Source organism: Streptococcus mitis (assembly GCF_002096845.1).
Lineage (GTDB): Bacteria > Bacillota > Bacilli > Lactobacillales > Streptococcaceae > Streptococcus > Streptococcus mitis_A.
Genome location: NZ_NCVK01000006.1, coordinates 1 through 20873, shown reverse-complemented (window position 1 = coordinate 20873; position 20873 = coordinate 1). Strand labels below are relative to the sequence as shown.

At 36.2% G+C, this 20873-nt stretch carries 22 protein-coding genes and 1 pseudogene; 18 read left to right on the top strand and 5 right to left on the bottom strand.

Features of this window, described 5'->3' with window-relative positions; translation table 11 throughout:
- Positions 1-77: 77 nt before the first annotated feature.
- The 3 genes and pseudogenes from B7695_RS01875 (at position 78) to B7695_RS01865 (ending at position 2660) form a co-directional block, all read left to right on the top strand.
- Positions 78-437 carry an SAG1252 family conjugative relaxosome accessory protein gene (locus tag B7695_RS01875; RefSeq protein ID WP_084889485.1) on the top strand — a complete coding sequence of 120 codons (360 nt, stop codon included), beginning with the start codon at positions 78-80 and terminating at the stop codon, positions 435-437.
- 9 nt (positions 438-446) lie between these two features.
- A complete protein-coding gene (mobC, locus tag B7695_RS01870; protein WP_084889484.1) occupies positions 447-812 on the top strand; it encodes a plasmid mobilization relaxosome protein MobC in 366 nt (121 codons plus the stop codon).
- Positions 799-2660, top strand: a pseudogene (locus B7695_RS01865) (SAG1250 family conjugative relaxase). Before mobC ends, B7695_RS01865 begins: the two are co-directional and overlap by 14 nt.
- Before the next feature lie 43 nt (positions 2661-2703).
- Here the strand turns inward: B7695_RS01865 and B7695_RS01860 are convergent.
- The gene (locus tag B7695_RS01860) at positions 2704-3552 is read right to left on the bottom strand and encodes a helix-turn-helix domain-containing protein (RefSeq protein WP_084889483.1); all 849 of its coding nucleotides are present in this window, start codon (positions 3550-3552) and stop codon (positions 2704-2706) included.
- 351 nt (positions 3553-3903) lie between these two features.
- Here B7695_RS01860 and B7695_RS01855 point away from each other — a divergent pair, with 351 nt between their 5' ends.
- From B7695_RS01855 to B7695_RS01835, 4 genes are all read left to right on the top strand, one after another.
- Entirely contained in the window at positions 3904-4545 is a 642-nt protein-coding gene (locus B7695_RS01855) for an ATP-binding cassette domain-containing protein (protein ID WP_084889482.1), read from the top strand.
- A gap of 12 nt (positions 4546-4557) precedes the next feature.
- Positions 4558-4728, top strand: a complete 171-nt coding sequence (locus B7695_RS01850; protein ID WP_084889481.1) for a hypothetical protein — start codon at positions 4558-4560, stop codon at positions 4726-4728.
- Positions 4729-5123: 395 nt separating this feature from the next.
- Positions 5124-6128, top strand: a complete 1005-nt coding sequence (locus B7695_RS01840; RefSeq protein WP_084889480.1) for an NADP-dependent oxidoreductase — start codon at positions 5124-5126, stop codon at positions 6126-6128.
- 16 nt (positions 6129-6144) lie between these two features.
- On the top strand, positions 6145-6789 hold the full coding sequence (locus B7695_RS01835; protein ID WP_084889479.1) for a TetR/AcrR family transcriptional regulator: 645 nt from the start codon (positions 6145-6147) through the stop codon (positions 6787-6789).
- A gap of 93 nt (positions 6790-6882) precedes the next feature.
- Here B7695_RS01835 and gdhA read toward each other — a convergent pair whose 3' ends face one another.
- A complete protein-coding gene (gdhA, locus tag B7695_RS01830; protein WP_084889478.1) occupies positions 6883-8229 on the bottom strand; it encodes an NADP-specific glutamate dehydrogenase in 1347 nt (448 codons plus the stop codon).
- 244 nt (positions 8230-8473) lie between these two features.
- On the opposite strand from gdhA, the gene B7695_RS01825 reads away from it, so the two are divergent.
- From B7695_RS01825 to B7695_RS01795, 7 genes are all read left to right on the top strand, one after another.
- On the top strand, positions 8474-9409 hold the full coding sequence (locus B7695_RS01825; protein ID WP_084889477.1) for a dihydroorotate oxidase: 936 nt from the start codon (positions 8474-8476) through the stop codon (positions 9407-9409).
- A 32-nt stretch (positions 9410-9441) separates the two neighbouring features.
- Positions 9442-10479, top strand: coding sequence for a DNA polymerase III subunit delta (holA, locus tag B7695_RS01820; RefSeq protein ID WP_084889476.1), 1038 nt, complete (start codon positions 9442-9444; stop codon positions 10477-10479).
- Between the two features lie 278 nt (positions 10480-10757).
- Positions 10758-11363: a superoxide dismutase SodA gene (gene sodA, locus B7695_RS01815; RefSeq protein ID WP_000974733.1), complete on the top strand. Its 606-nt coding sequence runs from the start codon at positions 10758-10760 to the stop codon at positions 11361-11363.
- A 156-nt stretch (positions 11364-11519) separates the two neighbouring features.
- Positions 11520-12050 (top strand): YutD family protein, encoded by a 531-nt coding sequence (locus tag B7695_RS01810; RefSeq protein WP_084889475.1) that lies wholly within the window; start codon positions 11520-11522, stop codon positions 12048-12050.
- A gap of 20 nt (positions 12051-12070) precedes the next feature.
- Positions 12071-13156, top strand: a complete 1086-nt coding sequence (rlmN, locus tag B7695_RS01805) for a dual-specificity RNA methyltransferase RlmN (RefSeq protein WP_000804760.1) — start codon at positions 12071-12073, stop codon at positions 13154-13156.
- Positions 13156-13638 (top strand): VanZ family protein, encoded by a 483-nt coding sequence (locus tag B7695_RS01800; RefSeq protein WP_084889474.1) that lies wholly within the window; start codon positions 13156-13158, stop codon positions 13636-13638. Before rlmN ends, B7695_RS01800 begins: the two co-directional genes overlap by 1 nt.
- 1 nt (position 13639) lies before the next feature.
- Entirely contained in the window at positions 13640-15181 is a 1542-nt protein-coding gene (locus B7695_RS01795; protein ID WP_084889473.1) for an ABC-F family ATP-binding cassette domain-containing protein, read from the top strand.
- Positions 15182-15236: 55 nt separating this feature from the next.
- Here the strand turns inward: B7695_RS01795 and B7695_RS01790 are convergent, their stop codons facing one another.
- From B7695_RS01790 to B7695_RS01780, 3 genes are all read right to left on the bottom strand, one after another.
- Complete coding sequence (locus B7695_RS01790; protein ID WP_084889472.1) at positions 15237-16040, bottom strand: peptidylprolyl isomerase; 804 nt, start codon at positions 16038-16040, stop codon at positions 15237-15239.
- Between the two features lie 305 nt (positions 16041-16345).
- The gene (locus tag B7695_RS01785; RefSeq protein WP_001041097.1) at positions 16346-16570 is read right to left on the bottom strand and encodes a helix-turn-helix transcriptional regulator; all 225 of its coding nucleotides are present in this window, start codon (positions 16568-16570) and stop codon (positions 16346-16348) included.
- 2 nt (positions 16571-16572) lie between these two features.
- Positions 16573-17151 carry a hypothetical protein gene (locus B7695_RS01780; RefSeq protein WP_084889471.1) on the bottom strand — a complete coding sequence of 193 codons (579 nt, stop codon included), beginning with the start codon at positions 17149-17151 and terminating at the stop codon, positions 16573-16575.
- Positions 17152-17838: 687 nt separating this feature from the next.
- On the opposite strand from B7695_RS01780, the gene rpsP reads away from it, so the two are divergent.
- The 4 genes from rpsP to B7695_RS11045 all read left to right on the top strand — a co-directional run bounded on the left by rpsP (position 17839) and on the right by B7695_RS11045 (position 20509).
- On the top strand, positions 17839-18111 hold the full coding sequence (rpsP, locus tag B7695_RS01775) for a 30S ribosomal protein S16 (RefSeq protein WP_000268760.1): 273 nt from the start codon (positions 17839-17841) through the stop codon (positions 18109-18111).
- 19 nt (positions 18112-18130) lie between these two features.
- Positions 18131-18370: an RNA-binding protein KphA gene (gene kphA / locus B7695_RS01770; protein ID WP_084889470.1), complete on the top strand. Its 240-nt coding sequence runs from the start codon at positions 18131-18133 to the stop codon at positions 18368-18370.
- Between the two features lie 14 nt (positions 18371-18384).
- Complete coding sequence (locus tag B7695_RS01765) at positions 18385-20220, top strand: hypothetical protein (RefSeq protein ID WP_239822257.1); 1836 nt, start codon at positions 18385-18387, stop codon at positions 20218-20220.
- 142 nt (positions 20221-20362) lie between these two features.
- Complete coding sequence (locus B7695_RS11045) at positions 20363-20509, top strand: hypothetical protein (protein WP_158086394.1); 147 nt, start codon at positions 20363-20365, stop codon at positions 20507-20509.
- Positions 20510-20873: the final 364 nt, after the last annotated feature.

The following is a 20873-nucleotide window of genomic DNA, read 5'->3' as shown; positions in this document are numbered from 1 at the left end:
AGGTCTTTAGGAAGCGTACTGACAATGTGAGGTAGACTTACACTGTCAGACAAGTAGAATGTTGAAGGGATATCAGAATGGGACAAGAAATTAAGTCAATCCGAAAGCAATTTAGAATTACGAGACAAGAAGAAAAACAGATAAAAGAAATGATGAGGGAACAAAAAGTGGATAGTTTCTCAGAATTTCTTCGTCAAAATTTATTGAAAAAGAATTATCAGGATAGAATTTTTGAAAGTTGGTTCTCCCTTTGGCAGTCTCAAAAGTTTGAACAGATTAGTCGAGATGTGTATGAAGTTCTGGTTGTCGCAAGAGAAAATCATCAAGTGACTCAAGAGCACGTCTCAATCTTATTGACTTGCGTTCAAGAATTGATTGCAGAAGTGAATCAAGTGCAGCCTCTCAGTCGTGAGTTCCGTGAAAAATATATTGGTTAGGAGGATGTAATGGTTTATCGCTATCGTACCAATCTCAAAAAAGTATTTCTAACTGATCCAGAATTACACCAATTGAATGAACGGATTGCTAAGAGCAATTGTCAAAATTTCTCAGTCTATGCCAGAAAAGTTTTGCTTAATCCCAATATGGCTTTTGTCACAATTAACACGGATACCTATGACCAGTTAGTTTTTGAATTGAGACGGATTGGAAATAATATTAATCAAATTGCGCGCGCTATCAATCAGAGCCATTTGATTTCTCGGGAACAATTACAAGAATTGAGTAAGGGAATTAGTGAGTTAATTACTGGAGTAGAGAAAGATTTTCAAGTGGAGGTGAAAAGACTGAAGGAGTTTCATGGTAGTTACTAAACACTTTACGACGCACGGAAAAAAATATCGTAGGCGTTTAATTAAGTATATTCTCAACCCTGATAAAACGGACAATTTGAAATTGGTATCTGATTTTGGCATGAGCAATTACTTGGACTTCCCTAGTCATGCAGAAATGGTAGAGATGTACAATGTCAACTTCAGCAATAATGACAAGTTGTACGAATCCAGAAACGACCGACAAGAAAAACACCAACAAACTATTCATGCTCATCACCTCATTCAATCATTTTCTCCTGAAGATAATCTGACACCTGAAGAAATTAACCGCATTGGTTATGAGACCATGATGGAATTGACAGGAGGTCGTTTTAAGTTTATCGTAGCAACTCACACAGACAAAGATCATGTTCATAATCACATTCTAATCAACGCTATTGACCGCAATTCATATAAAAAGTTGATATGGAACTATGCCTTGGAACGAAACCTCCGTATGATTTCAGACCGTATTTCTAAAGTGGCTGGTGCAAAAATTATTGAGAAACGTTATTCCTATCGAGATTATAAAAAAATATAGGGAATCTAGTCATAAATTTGAATTGAAACAACGTCTTTATTTTTTGCTGCAGCAATCTAAATCGTTTGATGATTTTTTAGAGAAAGCAAAGCAGTTGCATGTTCAGATTGATTTTAGTCAAAAGCATAGCCGTTTTTTGATGACAGATAGAACGATGATAAAGCCAATTCGAGGACGCCAACTCAGCAAACGAGATCTATATGATGAAGAATTTTTTAGAACGCATTTTGCTAAGCAAGAGATTGAAAGTCGTTTAGAATTTTTGTTGAACCGTGTCAATTCTTTAGAAGATTTAATGACAAAAGCAAAAGAATTGAATCTAACCATTGACTTAAAACAAAAAAATGTAACTTTTATCCTGGAAGAAGAGAATCAAAAGATAAGTTTGGGTCATCAAAAAATAAGTGATAAGAAATTATATGATGTCAAATTTTTTCAAGATTATTTTAAAAATAAGGAAGTCATTGCTTCAGAAGGATTAGAGAATTTACAGGCACAGTACCATGCTTTCCAAGAAGAACGAGATAAGGATAAAGTATCCACTGAAGAGATTGAGGAAGCCTTTGAGACATTTAAAGAAAAACGAGATACCGTTCGTGAATTTGAAGTGGAACTTGCAGAGAACCAAATAGCGAAGCTAGTTGATGAGGGCATTTATATCAAAGTGTCTTTTGGTATTAAGCAGAGTGGTCTCATTTTCATTCCCAATTATCAATTAGATATTCTGGAAGAAGAGAATCAAACAAAATATAAAATCTTTATACGTGAGACAACCTCATACTTTGTCTATAACAAAGAACATTCGGATAAGGATCAGTATGTCAAAGGACGAACATTGATAAGACAGCTAACCAACGATAGTCGAGTAATACCATACAGAAGACCTACAGTTAAGAGTCTACAGGAAAAGATTACTGAGATTAACCTCTTCATTGAATTAACTGAAGCAGATAAGAAATACCAAGACATTAAAGATGAGTTAGTAAAAGAAATAGCAGAGATAGATATAAAACTAAATCAAATTAATGAAAAAATCGCCAACTTAAATAAGATGGCGGAAGTGCTTATCAATTTGAAGAGTGATGATGTGAGCAGTCGAAAGCTTGCAAGATATGACTTTTCAAAATTAAATTTGCCAGAATCAATTACAGTAGAACAAGTAAGCGAAGAAATAAGAGCGTTTCAAAAGGAGCTAGATCATTATCTCTATGAGTATGAGCTTAATAAAAAATTTAGAAATGTTTGTAAAAGTACTGAATGATAAGGATTTTGATAAAAAAATTAGTATAGAAATACTTTTGGAATAACAAGAACTAATCCTATGGTGGTTAAAGATTAACTACCTTTATGCTATTGATTAATATATTTGTCATAGTGCTCTTGGTACTGTGCTTTTATATTATGTTCTCCTAGAATTTCAAATACCTGAAGTGCTTGTTTCATCTTTTCGATTCCGTTCGCAGAATTGCACTTAAATTCAAAGTATCCACATGTATATAAGAAGACGGTTTGTTCATAATAGTTTAATTCATTATTTAGTAATTTTTTTATTTCTTTGATTAGAAAACTACAATTTTGAAATTCTTCTTTATCAATACTAACAATTAGGCAATTGATTGCCAATTGTGTAACAAGCCGTTTATTTGTCTTATTTAATGTTGAATAGATATAATTTTTTAACATTTCTATAGTTAATAGGAAGTAAGAGTTATATTTAATTGTTCTTACACAGTTACCTAATAGGATAATTTCATAGTAACCCCAGTTTTCAACTTTAAAAAGATAATCTGTTAGCTGTAATAACTCCTCGTCCGAGGGGAGAAAATTTTTATTTGTTGTATAGAGAATCGATTTTACCATTGTCTTTTCATAAGGACCCAAGTTATAACTTGAAGAGTTTGATAGTAATTCAATAATACTAGCAAAATTTTTTGTGGAATAGTGTTTTCGAATATATTGCACCAAGTTAGCGAATAATCCAGTTTTAGTAGAATTATTGTCATGAAGAATAATAAATTCATCCAAAGTTATATGTAATTTATCTAAAATATTGATTAGTCGAATACAAGATATTTCTGATTCTCCACGTTCGAATCGAGATATTTGAGATTTAGAAAGATGCTCGTCAGCAACAGAACATAAACTGATTTGCTTTCCTTTTCGAATTTTTCTGAGTGTTATACCAAGTTTTGATTTCATAATTTTCCTGTTTTCCCAACAAAAAAGTAATTGATTCTTATTTATTGTACAATAAATAAAAACTGAAAGGAAGTCTAAATATGAAGAAAATTTTAAAAAATTCCCTAATTTTTTGTTGGTTATGGATATTATTATTGTCGGTGGATAAAATGTTTAGGTGTACACCTAAGTCTTTAGATATCATCTAAAGACCTAGTACTGGTTGGAGGACACGATGAAAGATAGTATGGTTAATTATTGGTTAAATTATTTTCCGGAGTATAGTTTAGAAACGTTTGAAGTAGAATAGATATTAAGGATCTATCTTTCTCTTATTCCAAAGACTCAGTTCCTGTAATAGAAAATTTAAATTTGACTATTGAGTCAGGACAGAGAATTGCACTAGTCGGTCAACCGGGGTCAGGAAAAAGTACGTTATCAAAAATACCATCAGAATTATATAAGATTGATACAGGAAAAGTTTTATTTGATGGTGTAAATATTAATCAAATAGATAAAAAAATATTAAGTCAAAATTTAGGAGTAGTTCCACAGGATTCATTTTTATTGAACAGAAGTATTCTTGATAATATAACTTTAAAGCACGAAGTTACTTCACAAAAGATAGAGGAAGTTTGTAAAGCAGTTCAAATCTATGATGAAATCATAGCTATGCCGATGAAATTTAATACTATCATCTCAGAGGTGGGTTCAAATATTTCAGGTGGTCAAAGACAATGGATAGCACTGGCACGTGCATTAATAAATAATCCTAGTATTGTAATTTTAGATGAAGCAACTAGTGCATTAGACACTATTAATGAGGAAAGAATAACAAAGTATATAAAAAATCAGGGCTGTACTCAAATAATTGTAGCTCATAGATTGTCAACGATTAAGGATGCGGATATTATTTTTGTAATGAAAGGTGGTAAGATTGTTGAGTCAGGAAATCATAAGTACTTAATGGCTCTTGGTGGAGAGTACTACAGCTTATATACAAAAAGGAAATGAGGTGTAAAGAAAATGAAGAAAGAAAATGAATATGTAATTTCAGCAGCAGCCTCACTAGGGGTGATGATTGGAATAGTGTTTGCAATTTTTTTAGATTTTCCAGTTGAATATGGTATTTCTTTAGGCTTGTTGAATGGAATAGTATTGGGTTCGCTGATTGTTTACAAAAACAATAAGAATTAAGCATAATTTTTTGCTGTAAACTAAGGAGTAGAGATGGCTATAGTTGAAATTATAAATCTAACAAAAAGCTTTAAAGATATTGAAGTTATTCATAACACTTCATTTTATTTAAATAATAGAGCAACTACATTAGTAGCTTAAAAACATGATTAAACCGCTATTCTTAGGAGTAGCGGTTTTTATTTTTATGTTTCATGGGGCAAAAAAGGGAAAGGAATCTTTAAAAGTGAGGAGAGTTAGATTGAAAGAATCATATTGGTAAATCGAAATGAAGGATATTTGTATCATGTCATAAATCGTTATCAAACGATAATATTGATTTTCTTACAAATTAAGAGTATAATTTATAAAAATGAGTGTTCACTCAATTTTTGTGAAATTAAGGAGTAAAGAAAATGGTTGTTGAAGCAATAGAGTACAGTCGTTTCGGTAACGAAGAGGTCTTGGATTTGCTGAAGATAGACTCTACAGCCTTGAATGTAAATCAGGTGAGAGTAGAAGTTCATGCTGTTGGTTTAAATCCTATTGATTATAAAACTTTTGAGGGAGCGAAATCCCTTCGATTTCTATCTTTTATAACGAAATTAAGGAAACCAAGTCGTTGGTTTGAATCTAAATCATCTTTATTTCCAAGAGGTGTGGGGAGAGATTTTTCTGGAGTTATTACAGAAGTTGGAAATGAAGTAACTAGGTTTTCAGTAGGAGATAAGGTGCTTGGAACAATGATTAGCGATCCTGGTTTGGGAACTAAGAGGGGAGCTTTAGCAACAGAAATTTGTGTCAATGAATCAGAAATTGTATTGAAACCAGAGATGATCGACATGACTCACGCAGCTACTATGGGAGTAGCTGCTCTAACTGTGGGTGGGGCTTTTAGAAGAATCGGTTTAAATTCAAGAGATACTGTTGTTATTTCAGCTGCAGCAGGAGGTATTGGAAGTATTGCAGTACAGTATGCAGTTGCTAAGGGAGCGAAAGTAATCGGAATCGCAAGTAAGAAAAATGCAGAGTATCTGGAGTCTTTAGGTGCCATACCAGTAAGTTACGAAGAGAATATCAAGAAGGTTCTTCTATCAGCTAGTTCAACGCCTATTACAAAATTTTTGGATTGTTATGGATCTGATTATGTTAGATTGGCTTTTAGTTTAGGCTTGAAGGGGACAGCTATTGGGACATTAGTACCTTCGCCCTATGTTATGATAAAAGGTGCTCAGTTTACTGGTCCGAGACATTCTACATATGATGATTTTAGCACTTTAGCTGAAATGGTTTCAGACGGGAAGGTTCAGCTGAAAATTGATCAAGTGTATGACTTTTCTCTAAAGTCAGTTAGAGAAGCCTATCGTAGTCTGAAAATGGGACACAGTCGAGGCAAAAAAGTCGTAAAAGTAAGAGAGTAGAAGAGAGGTGCTAGCGATGGAAAGTTTAGAACAAAAGTATGCTCAGACGTTAGAAATTAGCAATTTGAGCTTGAAACAACGTCGAGTATTATTATCAAGCTTAAAATTATTCTCAGAAATTGGATTTGAGAATACAACATCCAGCCTTATTGCCGAACGCGCTGGAGTGTCAGAAGGAACTGTTTTTAGTTACTTTAAAACGAAGGAAGGTATTTTAGAAGCCATTTTATCTACTTTTCTAGAACAGGTTATTCCAGAAGTAATTGCGGATTTCTCAGAAAAAAATTTCACAGTAGATCAAGAAACTTTTCCCTTCTTTTTAAAAAGTATTGTTCGAGATAGGATCTTTTTCATTCAGGAGAATCAAATGCATGTTAAAATTCTCTTGGGGCGTTCTTTTATTGATAAAAATCTTTCTATCCAGTTAGGAAATATTATTGTTCAATCTATAATAGAACCAATTATCCCTGTTTTAAATCAATTTAAAGAAAAAGGACTTATTCTAAATTGGTCAAATGAAAGAATTGTTCGATACATTTTAGCATTGAGTTTTTCTTATCTTATTCCCATGATGTTGAATGATGAAGGAACTATAAACATAGATGAAGCAGTTGATGAGATTGTTGAATGTTTGTCATCTGCCCTAATGAAAGTAAAATAAATTCTGATGTTAAAACTCACTGTTAATGGTGCATTTTTTGAATTCAACATAAAAATCCTCAATCGGAGCGATTGAGGATTAAGCAAATGAATCTTAAACAATACCTTGTGCAATCATAGCGTTTGCTACATTTTCAAAGGCAGCAATGTTAGCTCCTGCAAGGTAGTCTTTATCAAGACCGTATGTTTCTGAAGTTGTTTTAGCAGTGTTGAAGATGTTTGTCATGATATCTTTGAGACGTCCATCAACTTCTTCACGAGTCCATGAGAGACGAAGACTGTTTTGGCTCATTTCAAGGGCTGAAACGGCTACACCACCAGCGTTGGCAGCTTTTGCAGGTCCGTAGAAGATACCATTTTCTTTGTAGACTTTGATGGCATCAAGGTCGCTTGGCATGTTGGCACCTTCAGATACACAGATCACGCCTTGAGCAACCAAACGTTTAGCTGCTTCACCGTTGATTTCGTTTTGAGTCGCACATGGAAGAGCGATGTCATAGTTCCCAGCGTAAGTCCATACAGAACCTTCATGATAAGTAGCGGTTGCTTTCTCAGCTGCATACTCAGTCAAACGAGCGCGACGTTTTTCTTTAACGTCAACCAAAAGATCGAAGTCGATACCATTTTCATCGATGACATAACCATTTGAATCAGATACAGAGATAACAGTTGCACCAAGTTCAGTCGCTTTTTGAAGAGCGTATTGGGCAACATTACCAGAACCTGAAATGACCACTTTCTTACCAGCAAAGCTATTACCGTTAGCTTTGAGCATTTCTTCAGTGTAATAAACCAATCCGTAACCAGTTGCTTCTGGACGAATCAAGCTACCACCAAATCCAAGAGGTTTACCAGTCAAGACACCAGCATCAAATTGGTTAAGGCGTTTATATTGACCGTAAAGGTAACCAATCTCACGTCCACCAACACCGATATCACCAGCAGGTACGTCAAGTGATGGTCCGATGTGTTTTTGCAATTCAGTCATGAAGCTTTGGCAGAAACGCATCACTTCAGCATCTGTTTTACCTTTAGGATCGAAGTCTGATCCACCTTTACCTCCACCGATAGGAAGTCCAGTCAAGACATTTTTGAAGATTTGTTCGAATCCGAGGAATTTCAAGATCCCTTGGTTAACAGTTGGGTGGAAACGAAGTCCGCCTTTGTATGGTCCAACAGCTGAGTTGAATTGAACACGGTAACCACGGTTTACTTGAATGTTTCCATCACGGTCAATCCAAGGAACACGGAAAGAAATCACGCGCTCAGGCTCAGTAATACGTGCCAAGATATTTTCTTCGATATACTCAGGGTGTTTTTCAAATACAGGTTCCAAAGTGTTGAAAAATTCTTCAACAGCTTGGAGGAATTCAGCCTCGTGCCCGTTACGAGCTTTTACAGTTTCAAACACGCTTTGGATATATTCTTTAGCAGATGTCATATTGTTCTCCTTAAATTCTAATTTAATTATGTGTGTCATTATAGCAGAAATTTTTTTAACTGTAAAGAGAAAAACAAAAATTTTCTAAAAATTCTTTCAATTTGATTTTTGGGGTTGTTTGAAATTGGAATTTTTTGAAAGTGGATAAAAAACGAACGTTTTTCTTATAAATGACTTTCTTAAAGAGAAAAGCTGAAAATATGGTATAATATTAGCAATAAAAGGAATCCGGAGGATCAGAATCATGGTATCAACGAAAACACAAATTGCTGGTTTTGCGTTTGACAATTGCTTGATGAATGCAGCAGGTGTGGCTTGTATGACGATAGCAGAGTTAGAAGGGGTTAAAAACTCAGCGGCAGGAACTTTTGTCACTAAGACAGCGACCTTGGACTTCCGTCAGGGGAATCCTGAGCCACGCTACCAAGATGTCCCGCTTGGTTCCATCAACTCTATGGGCTTGCCAAATAATGGCTTAGACTATTATTTGGACTATCTTTTGGATTTGCAAGAAAAAGAGCCAAACCGAACTTTCTTCTTATCTCTAGTCGGCATGTCTCCGGACGAAACCCATACTATCCTGAAAAAAGTCCAAGAGAGTGATTTTCGTGGTCTGACTGAGCTAAACCTCTCCTGTCCAAATGTTCCAGGAAAACCTCAGATTGCCTATGATTTTGAGACAACAGACCGGATTTTGGCAGAGGTGTTTGCCTACTTCACCAAACCTCTTGGAATTAAATTGCCACCATATTTTGATATTGTTCACTTTGACCAAGCGGCAGCTATTTTCAACAAGTACCCGTTCAAGTTTGTCAACTGCGTCAACTCTATCGGAAACGGCCTTTATATAGAAGATGAGTCTGTCGTTATCCGTCCTAAAAATGGTTTCGGTGGCATTGGTGGCGAGTATATCAAACCGACTGCTCTAGCCAATGTTCATGCTTTCTACCAACGCTTAAATCCTAAAATCCAAATCATCGGAACAGGTGGCGTGTTGACTGGTCGTGATGCCTTTGAACATATCCTCTGTGGAGCAAGTATGGTGCAGGTGGGAACCACCCTTCACAAAGAAGGAGTTGGTGCTTTTGATCGTATTACAAATGAACTGAAAGCAATCATGGCGGAAAAAGGGTACGAAAGCCTAGAAGATTTCCGTGGGAAATTGCACTATATTGATTAAATGAAACAAAAAATCAGAAGAAAGGAGAGAAGATGCTAGCCATTGAAGAAAGCCAGAAGTTGACTTTATCAAATTTACCTAGTCTGAGCCTGTTTACAGGGACAGACCAGGGTCAGTTTGAAGTGATGAAGAGTCAAGTATTGAAACAGATTGGTTATGATTCGGCAGACCTCAACTTTGCCTACTTTGATATGAAAGAAGCGCTCTACAAGGATGTGGAACTGGAGTTAGTCAGCCTTCCTTTCTTTGCGGATGAGAAAATCGTGATATTGGATCATTTTGTCGATATTACAACAGCCAAGAAACGCTTTTTAACAGATGATGAGCTCAAGTCGTTTGAAGAATACCTTGATAACCCTTCGCCAACAACCAAGTTGTTGATTTTTGCTGAAGGAAAGCTGGATAGCAAAAGGCGGTTGGTTAAATTACTTAAGCGTGATGCCAAGGTCTTTGATGCAGTAGAAGCCAAAGAACAAGAATTGCGTCAGTATTTCCAAAAGTGGAGCCAGAAACAAGGTCTGCAGTTTGCTAATCATTCTTTTGAAAATCTCCTCATCAAGTCTGGTTTTCAATTTAGAGAAATCCAGAAAAATCTCCTCTTTTTACAGTCCTATAAGGAAGACTCTGTTATCGAGGAAGAGGATATAGTTAACGCAATTCCCAAGACCTTGCAGGACAATATTTTTGATTTAACTCAGTTTATTCTGACTAAAAAGATGGACCAGGCGCGCGACTTGGTGAGAGACTTGACCTTGCAAGGTGAAGATGAAATTAAACTGATTGCAGTCATGCTAGGACAATTTCGGACTTTTACTCAGGTGAAGATTTTGGCGGAGTCTGGGCAAACAGAATCGCAGATTGCAAGTAGTCTAGGAAGTTTTCTCGGACGCAATCCAAATCCCTATCAGATTAAGTTTGCGCTGAGGGATGCGCGAGGACTTTCTTTGAGCTTTTTGAAGCAAGCTATTTCTTATTTGATTGAGACAGACTATCAGATTAAGACAGGTCTTTATGAAAAGAGTTTCCTTTTTGAAAAGGCACTCTTACAGATTGCTAGTCAGGTAAATTGATATTTTTTTGAAACTACAACCCGCGTCAACATTATCTTGTCGTGGGTTTCTTGCTGATTTGCTTGTTTTATACTCAATGAAAATCAAAGAGCAAACTAGGAAACTAGGCGCAGGCTATACTTGAGTACGGCAAGGCGACGTTGACGCGGTTTGAAGAGATTTTCGAAGAGTATGATTAGAAAATATTTCAGTGATTTCTTCATCTATAAGCAAAAAACTTGAAAAAAGTGAATGTTTACGTTATCATTTTCATATAGAAAGAAAAAGAGGTATTACAGATGGCTATTATCTTACCAGATCTTCCATATGCATACGACGCTTTGGAACCATACATCGATGCGGAAACAATGCACTTGCACCATGACAAACACCATCAAACTTATGTCAACAATGCCAATGCAGCTCTAGAAAAACACCCTGAAATCGGTGAAGACCTTGAAGCCTTGCTTGCTGATGTAGAATCTATCCCAGCTGATATCCGTCAAGCACTTATTAACAATGGTGGTGGACACTTGAACCACGCTCTTTTCTGGGAATTGATGACTCCTGAAAAAACAGCTCCATCAGCAGAACTTGCAGCAGCAATTGATGCAACATTTGGTTCATTTGAAGAATTCCAAGCAGCCTTCACTGCAGCAGCAACAACTCGTTTTGGTTCTGGCTGGGCATGGTTGGTTGTCAACAAAGAAGGTAAACTTGAAGTGACTTCAACAGCAAACCAAGACACACCAATCTCAGAAGGTAAAAAACCAATCTTGGGCTTGGACGTTTGGGAACATGCTTACTACGTGAAATACCGCAACGTGCGTCCTGACTACATCAAAGCTTTCTTCTCAGTGATCAACTGGAACAAAGTAGATGAATTGTACGCAGCTGCTAAATAATGATAGTTGGAGGGAAGAATTGTTCTTCTCTTTTTAAGGTTATATTATTTTGGTCTGACAAAATCGTCAGACTTTTTTCATTTTTATGAGAAACGTGCTAACTGCTAGAAATTATGGTAGAATAAAGTATTAAGTAATCGTGAAAAAAGGATATCTATGCGAAAAGAAATTGCACCTGAATTATACAACTATAACAAGTTTCCTGGTCCTGAGTTTCATTTACACGGGGACAAGGTTGAAACGGAAGGGATAGCTTTTTCCTTGGTGGAAAATATCAAGGATGCCTTTGATGTGACGGCTTTTAATCAGCGTTTTTCAGAAGTCTTAACCAAGTTTGATTATATCGTGGGAGACTGGAGCAACGAACAGCTTCGTCTACGAGGTTTTTACAAGGATGACCGAACAGAAGAAAAACTTGAAAAAATCAGTCGTTTACAAGACTACCTTTTAGAGTATTGTAGTTATGGTTGTGCCTATTTTGTCCTAGAAAATGAAGCCCCTAAGCGAGCATCATTTGACAAGAAAATGCGTAAGAAGGAAGAAGAAACACCTTCTAAAAAAGGAAAGAAACCGGCTCAAACAAAACGAAAACCGAATGCAGATAAGAAAAATAGACGTCGTCAGAAAGACCAGCATTCTCAGAAAGAGGACAAGGGGCAACGTCATTTCGTCATTCGTCAGAAGTGAGTAGAGAATAAGGAGAAGAAATGAAACCGTCAATTTATAGTTTAACACGTCAAACCATGCAGGAATGGGTATTGGAGCAGGGAGAAAAGAAATTCCGTGCAGATCAAATCTGGGAATGGCTTTACCGTAAACGTGTCCAGTCATTTGAAGAGATGACCAACCTTTCAAAAGATTTGATTGCTAAGCTCAATGACCAGTTTGTGGTTAATCCATTGAAACAGCGAATCGTGCAAGAATCTGCTGATGGGACAGTTAAATATCTTTTTGAATTGCCAGATGGCATGCTGATTGAGACAGTACTCATGCGTCAACACTATGGTTTGTCAGTCTGTGTGACCACTCAGGTCGGCTGTAATATCGGTTGTACCTTCTGTGCTTCTGGTTTGATCAAGAAACAACGTGACCTCAATAACGGTGAAATCGTAGCGCAAATCATGCTGGTTCAGAAATACTTTGATGAGCGTGGTCAGGATGAACGTGTCAGCCATATCGTTGTCATGGGAATCGGTGAGCCCTTTGATAACTACAACAATGTCTTGAATTTCGTTCGTACCATCAATGATGACAAGGGGATGGCAATCGGTGCTCGTCATATCACGGTTTCAACCTCAGGTTTGGCCCATAAAATTCGTGATTTTGCTAATGAAGGGGTTCAGGTCAATCTTGCAGTTTCCCTTCACGCACCTAACAATGAATTGCGTTCAAGCATCATGAAGATTAACCGTGCCTTTCCGATTGAAAAACTCTTTGCAGCTATTGAGTACTACATTGAGACAACTAATCGTCGTGTGACTTTTGAATATATCATGCTTAATGAAGTTAATGATGGTGTAGAACAAGCCTTGGAATTGGCTGAATTGCTCAAGAATATCAAGAAATTGTCTTATGTAAACTTGATTCCTTATAACCCAGTTAGTGAGCATGACCAATATAGCCGTAGTCCTAAAGAGCGCGTCCTGGCCTTCTATGATACGCTTAAGAAAAAGGGGGTTAACTGTGTTGTTCGTCAAGAGCATGGTACTGATATTGATGCAGCTTGTGGACAATTGCGTTCCAATACAATGAAACGTGACCGCCAGAAAGCAGTCGCAGCAGTCAATCCTTAATGATGAAGAAAACTTATAATCATGTTTTGGTCTGGGGAGTCATTTTCTATAGTATTTGTATCGTCTATTTTTGCTTTACTCCTCAAGAACATTCTCCCGTGGGAGTGGAAACTCCAGGTATTCAGCATCTTGGACGCCTGGTTTTTCTTTTGACTCCTTTCAATTCTTTCTGGAAACTGGGTGAGGTGACTGACATAGGACAATTATGTTGGATTTTTCTACAAAATATCCTCAATGTCTTCTTGCTTTTTCCTCTGATTTTCCAACTCCTTTATCTCCTTCCAAACTTGCGTAAGACAAGAAAAGTGATCTTTTTCAGTTTTCTAGTGAGTCTTGGAATCGAGTGTACGCAGTTAGTCTTGGACTTTTTATTTGATTTCAATCGCGTCTTTGAGATTGATGATTTGTGGACCAATACCTTGGGTGGCTATATCGCTTGGCTCCTCTATAAACGATTACATAAAAACAAGATAAGGAATTAAAATGAGTATTTTAGAAGTTAAAAATTTGAGTCACGGTTTTGGTGACCGTGCAATTTTTGAAGATGTGTCCTTCCGTCTCCTAAAGGGAGAACATATCGGCCTGGTCGGTGCCAATGGTGAAGGAAAATCGACCTTTATGAGTATCGTGACTGGTAAAATGTTGCCAGATGAAGGGAAGGTTGAGTGGTCCAAATATGTGACTGCTGGTTACTTGGATCAGCACTCTGTCCTTGCTGAAGGGCAGTCGGTACGTGATGTTCTCCGTACAGCCTTTGATGAGCTTTTCAAAGCAGAAGCCCGTATCAATGACCTCTATATGGAAATGGCTGAAGACGGAGCGGATGTTGATGCTCTCATGGAAGAAGTGGGCGAACTTCAAGACCGTTTGGAGAGTCGTGATTTCTATACCTTGGATGCTAAGATTGACGAAGTAGCGCGTGCCCTTGGTGTCATGGACTTTGGCATGGATACGGATGTAACTTCTTTGTCAGGCGGGCAAAGAACCAAGGTGCTTTTGGCAAAACTTCTCCTTGAAAAGCCTGATATCTTACTTTTGGACGAGCCGACCAACTACTTGGATGCTGAGCATATTGACTGGCTTAAGCGCTATCTCCAAAACTATGAGAATGCCTTTGTCCTTATTTCGCACGATATTTCATTCCTAAATGACGTTATCAATATTGTCTATCATGTGGAAAATCAACAGCTGACGCGTTACTCTGGTGACTACTACCAGTTCCAAGAAGTCTATGCTATGAAGAAATCTCAGCTAGAGGCTGCCTACGAACGTCAGCAGAAAGAAATTGCAGACCTTAAGGACTTCGTCGCACGAAACAAAGCGCGTGTTGCAACACGAAACATGGCCATGTCTCGTCAGAAAAAATTGGATAAGATGGATATTATCGAACTCCAAAGTGAGAAACCAAAACCATCCTTTGATTTCAAACCAGCTCGTACGCCAGGGCGCTTTATCTTCCAAGCCAAGGATTTGCAGATTGGTTATGATCGACCTCTCACTAAGCCTTTAAATCTTACCTTTGAACGCAATCAAAAGGTTGCTATTATCGGGGCAAATGGTATCGGGAAGACAACTCTCTTGAAGAGTCTCTTGGGCATTATTCCACCAATCGCTGGGGAAGTGGAACGTGGTGACTACCTAGAACTCGGTTACTTTGAACAGGAAGTAGAAGGCGGTAATCGCCAAACTCCTCTTGAAGCTGTCTGGAATGCCTTTCCTGCACTTAACCAAGCAGAAGTTCGTGCTGCCCTTGCCCGCTGTGGTTTGACAACCAAGCATATCGAAAGCCAAATTCAGGTCTTGTCAGGTGGGGAACAAGCCAAGGTTCGTTTCTGTCTCTTGATGAATCGTGAAAACAACGTTTTAGTGCTGGACGAGCCGACCAACCACTTGGATGTGGATGCCAAGGATGAACTCAAACGAGCTCTTAAAGAATACAAGGGATCTATTCTTATGGTCTGTCACGAACCAGACTTCTATGAAGGCTGGATGGATCAAATCTGGGATTTTAATAATCTAACTTAAAAATGAGGATAAAAGAAATACAGTACCGAATGTGGATACTGTATTTTTTTGGTTTTTAAGATTTAAAATCGTAGTCTTTCACCACTTCGATGCTATCAATAGTAATAGCAGTAGTTGGTTTGTCTTTCTCATCTTTTTCGGCTTTAGCAATCTTATCTACAACATCCATACCGTCAATCACTTGACCAAAGACAGGGTGTTTGCCATCTAGACTAGGGTTTCCCCCTTCTTTGTAGGCTTCGATGATTTTCTTTGGATACTTGCTTGTAGGGAGTTTAGCAGAGGTATCAGTAGAGTTTTGGTTGATAAAGAACTGGCTGCCGTTGGTGTTTGGTTGACCAGTATTAGCCATAGAAAGAGCACCACGGATGTTATAGAGATAAGGAGTAATCTCGTTTTTGAAACCAGTTCCCTTGTCTTTAGTCTTATCCTTGTCATGCCAGATGGACTGACCACCTGTACCATCTCCTTTTGGATCTCCAGTTTGAACCATGAAGCCATCGATGACACGGTGGAAGGTAATGCCGTTATAGTAGCCTTCTTTGGCATGAGTGAGGAAGTTTTCAACCGCTAGAGGAGCGAGTTTAGGGAAGAGTTTAATGCGAATATCACTTTGGTTTGTGTGGAGAATCACTTCGGCTTCATCTTCAGCAACTTCCTTAGATAGTTGTGGGAAATTGGCGTTTTCGTTTGTTAAAGCATCGTTTAACTCCTTGGTAGATTGGGCAGCTGCTTTGGAACTTTCCTCAGCGGCCAAGCTAGAATCTACATAGTCATCACCACGCAAACTACGTTGGATGCTGCTACATCCAGCTAGGGCTACAGTGGATAGTAAAAGAAGGGTTGCTAGTTTTTTCATTCTGTTCCTCTCAAAAATTTATTTCTACCATTGTACCTTAAAAGGAAGTGGATTTCAAATGTTAGTGACAAGACAGTTTAAGAGGAAGCCAACCAGAAAGTCGCTTTCTTAGGGGCATCAATGCCATAAGTATACTAAAAGTATTTAGGGAACCAGATCTTAAGAAAGCTCGTAAAGCATCACAATTAGTAAAGGTTAATTCGAAAGAATTACTATATTTTAAAAGAGCACATTTTCAAAGGATTTTTTCTTTTGGCTTCAATTCCTAATTAATCAATGAACTTAATACTAGGTCTCGAAAAGAATTATGCTTCCTCTTTCTGTCTGAGTTCAAAGAGGTCTTCTACTTTCAGATTAAAAACTTGAGCAATTTTAAGAGCCATTTCCAGCGAAGGGTTGTAACGATTATTTTCCAAGTGCAGAATTGTCTCGCGTCGCATGCCGATGAGGTCGGCTAATTCCTGCTGGGTCATGCCTGTGGACTCACGAACAGATTTGAGATTAGTAATAATCTTGCTTTCTTTGGCCATGATTATCCTCTACGTTCCAAGATAAAATAGACAACCGCAAAGATGCAAATCAAGGCAGCTATGCTAATAAATATCTGTCCCATGTAAAGAGTGAGAGACCCCATATACCCAATGATAACTGCTAGGATCATCAGTGCGCCTAGTATAAAAACAAACATCAAGCTAGCTGCTTTTGCTAAATTAACATAAAAGCGTTCGTCCGGAGTTTCCTTGACATTTTTCAAAGAGAAAAAACCAAATGCAATCACTTCAATAACGAGGCCAATTCCCAAAATCCATTCTTTAATACCAGAACTTTCGCTTGGGGTCTCAACCCAAATTCCTACTGTATAAAAAATGCTTGCTGCAAACACAAGTATCGTGTAAAGCTTAGCAGACAAGTCAAAAATAATCTTTCCCTTACCTTTCTGACTTTTATGTAGCCAGCCCCAAATAGCTATAATTTGACCTAACACTGAAATACCAGTAATAACTAACTTGGGTCCCCAACTAAGATTAGAATCAAATAAAACAATAAAATCAATAAAGAGAGCTACGGCAATCATTGCAATGAGGCCACGCATTTTTTGACTTTTTTTCATGATAGACTCCTTTTTTGTGTTATAAATATATAACACTTAAATTTTATGTTATAAATATATCACATTTAAATTTAGAAAGCAAGAATTTATGTGTCAAGGTGGCAATTTTTTGGAAAATCTAGATACTGTATGAATCTCTACTTTTTTCTTAGACTGTTATAAAGTCTGTCAGAATAAGCTTTGTAGGTGTAGAAGTTAATTTTTACAGAACTAAATTATTCCCCTATTTAGAATCTATTAATTCATATTTTATAAATTAATTAGTAGATATCTTTCTTAAAGTCTTTGATATTTCGTTTGGGAACGGGCTTGGGATGTAGAAGCTAAGCATCCAAATTTCGTTCAGGCGATATGAAGGGCTTGAGTTGATGGTCTTTATAAAATGTTTCTAATACTCTTCGAAAATCAAATTCAAACTACGTCAGCTTCGCCTTGCCGTACTCAAGTACAGCCTGCGGCTAGCTTCCTAGTTTGCTCTTTGATTTTCATTGAGTATAAAATAGTATTCACGGATAGCCTCTTTCAAACATTTATTTCCTACTTCTAACAAATTTATAAATGGTTTAAAAATTTTATAGTCTGTCAAGTTTTTTTCTTGACACCTGTTAGAAATCTGCTATAATAGAACATGTGCTAAATAGCTCAGCTATTTCACCGAAATAAAAAATAAGAAAAGAGACTTTAAAAATGGCAGTTAAAATCCGTTTGACTCGTATGGGTTCTAAGAAAAAACCTTTCTACCGTATCAACGTAGCAGATTCACGTTCACCACGTGACGGACGTTTCATCGAAACAGTTGGAACATACAACCCACTTGTTGCTGAAAACCAAGTAACTTTGAAAGAAGACCGCGTTCTTGCATGGTTGGCTGATGGAGCTCAACCTTCAGATACAGTTCGCAACATCCTTTCAAAAGAAGGTGTATTGAAGAAATTCCACGATTCTAAATTCTCAAAATAAGTTTAAAGTAGGTTGACAGATGGATACGATTGAAAATCTCATTATTGCGATTGTGAAACCCTTGATTTCACAACCAGATGCCTTAACTATCAAGATTGAAAATACACCAGAGTTTTTGGAATATCATTTGGATCTTGATCAAAGCGATGTGGGTCGTGTAATCGGTCGTAAGGGTCGCACTATTTCTGCGATAAGAACGATTGTCTACTCTGTCCCAACTGAAAACAAAAAAGTAAGAATCGTTATTGACGAAAAATAAGAAGGGCGGGACGAATGTCTCGCTTTTTTGTGAGGAATAGAAGATATTTTCTTGTTATTTTATGTTTTGAAAAATTTATGAAATATTGGAATACTAATAAATATAAAAACAAAATTAATACTGTTGAATTTTATAAACATTTATATGAGGCGCATGATGTCAATGATTACATCAAGTTATTAAAATTATCTGGGGTTTTTACAAGTGGAAATTCTAGTAATGGTACTAAACTTATAGCTAAATATATTTTAGTGAAGAAATTTTATATATTGAATGAACAGATTGTAAATAAATTCCTGTTTGAGGTTTCAATCTTGAATCAACTATATGATATGATTCAGATTGAAAAAAGATCTCTTTTAGATAGTACAAAGAAAAATATTCTACAATTATCATTATACTACGCACAAGCACACTATGAATCTTTTAAGAATAGTAACAACAGGGCTACAGATTTAAGTGATGGAATTGAAGAAATTTGGCTAAGATTAGGAGATGTTTTAAAAGACGCGCTTCGAAAAAAGACAGTCTTTAAATGGGAAGAAGGAGCTAGTTTAACTCAGTCAGAAATTGAAAATATTTTTTCTATTTTTGGTAACTTGAATATTTTTAGTTTAATAATTGACTTATGGACATACAGCGACATTGAATTTAAGATTTATGATAACCAAATTCATATTAAAGAGATAGGTGATTTTAGTATAAAACGATTATATGCTTTAGCAACTTATTTAGATTTAAAAGATTTTAGAGCCCTTTTGGCTTGTAACCCCAATCTTGATTTTGATACTAAATTAGAAAAATCTGATGTAAAACAAAATTTATATAAACTATTAGAGAAACAGGTTAAAGAATATTTTTATACTAAAAATTTTGAAGAAGAATATGATGGTATTAAGCTAAGACAGTGGATGGATGCTTATTGGCTTTTATACGAATTATGTGATGAATCTGATGAAAGAATTGTAGTGATTTCAAAGAACAAATTAAGAGAGCTGTTTTTTGATAAAGGACTGCCAGAATACTTGCTTAAGCAACTAATTTTTAAAACTTCTTCTAGAGATTTATATGATAATCCACTTATAGAGTTTGAAGAAGTTTATGTTCTACTATCTAATTTGGTTTTATATACAGATTTTTCAAGAACAATTTTATCTGTTATATCAAAAAAACAACAAAGTAAAGAGACTGGAATAAATCAGAAAGGAAGAAATTTTGAACGTCATATTAACGGCTTAGCAAAAAAACAATTTTCTAAACAGTCTGGTGGAATAAAACGGAATATTGATGGGGAGACATATGAAATTGACGGAATATTTTTTAAAGATGAGACATTAGTTATTCTAGAATCTAAAACACAAAATCAACCAACTAATATCATTGAGTTCTATAAGAATCAGGCTGAGTTAAATAATTATATAGAAAAATTTAAAAGAAATTCTAAATATTTTACTGAAAATGAGAAAAAAATAATGGCAAAAAAACTTGGGATATATAGTAGTGATATAAAAAGAGTGATAAATATGTTTGTGTCCAATGTTAGTCAGTATAATTCAAAACAAGATGAAGTATATATTATTGATGAGATTGATTTTTCTAATTTTATGAATAGGAGAACTCCTAAGATTCATATTAGTGAAAAAGGTAAGATACACTCTATAGATATATTGCCTCAATTGTATTCTGGTGAGGCAACTATTGATCAATTATTAAATCTTTTACAATCAAATCAGAAAAGAGAATTGATTACGCAAAGAATAAAATCTAGAAATATACAGTGTAACATAGGTGATAAAACTATCTCATTCAGTTTTATGATATTAGAAGATATCAATGATATTATTTTGTAGTTTCGATAAAAATATCTATATATGTCAAAATATGTCAAATTTGGAAAAACTTTTGGATAACTTCCAAGAGAATTAGGAATAATCTCTTTTCACTGATATGACAGATTTCTCCTAGCATACGCTAGCTTGCATAGAGAAAATAATGAAATTGGCAGTTTATATTATCAAAGTGAGGAATCTCCAAGAGGCAGATAAGTTAGAACTTGTGAGACAAGAACGAGAAAAGCAGGTCAGCATAGCTGCCTCCTTTATAGGCAATGAGAAAGAATTTATCAGCTTGAAAGAGTGATAGAAGGCATAAAATACTAATCCTAGAAATAGCATCTAGGATTCTACTATGCTACAATGGAAGGACAGTTTCAAAGAATTATAGTCAATTAATCTTGAGAATAGCTATTTTTAAAAGGAGTAACAGTCTATGAACGAGAAAACAAAAGCTTACCTAGCAGCCCAATGTCATTAAGTTAGTGATCTAACCACTTGAATAGGAGGTATGATTGAGATCATCAAAGTGATTCTCTATCGTATCTTCTATTTTTTTGCATGACAAATAAAGGTTTTTTCACCCTATTTTTTGAGATTTATGTTACTCTATAGATGAAATCAACTACCGATTGGGCCTTTATCTTTCTTGGATATTTTCGATTCGGTCG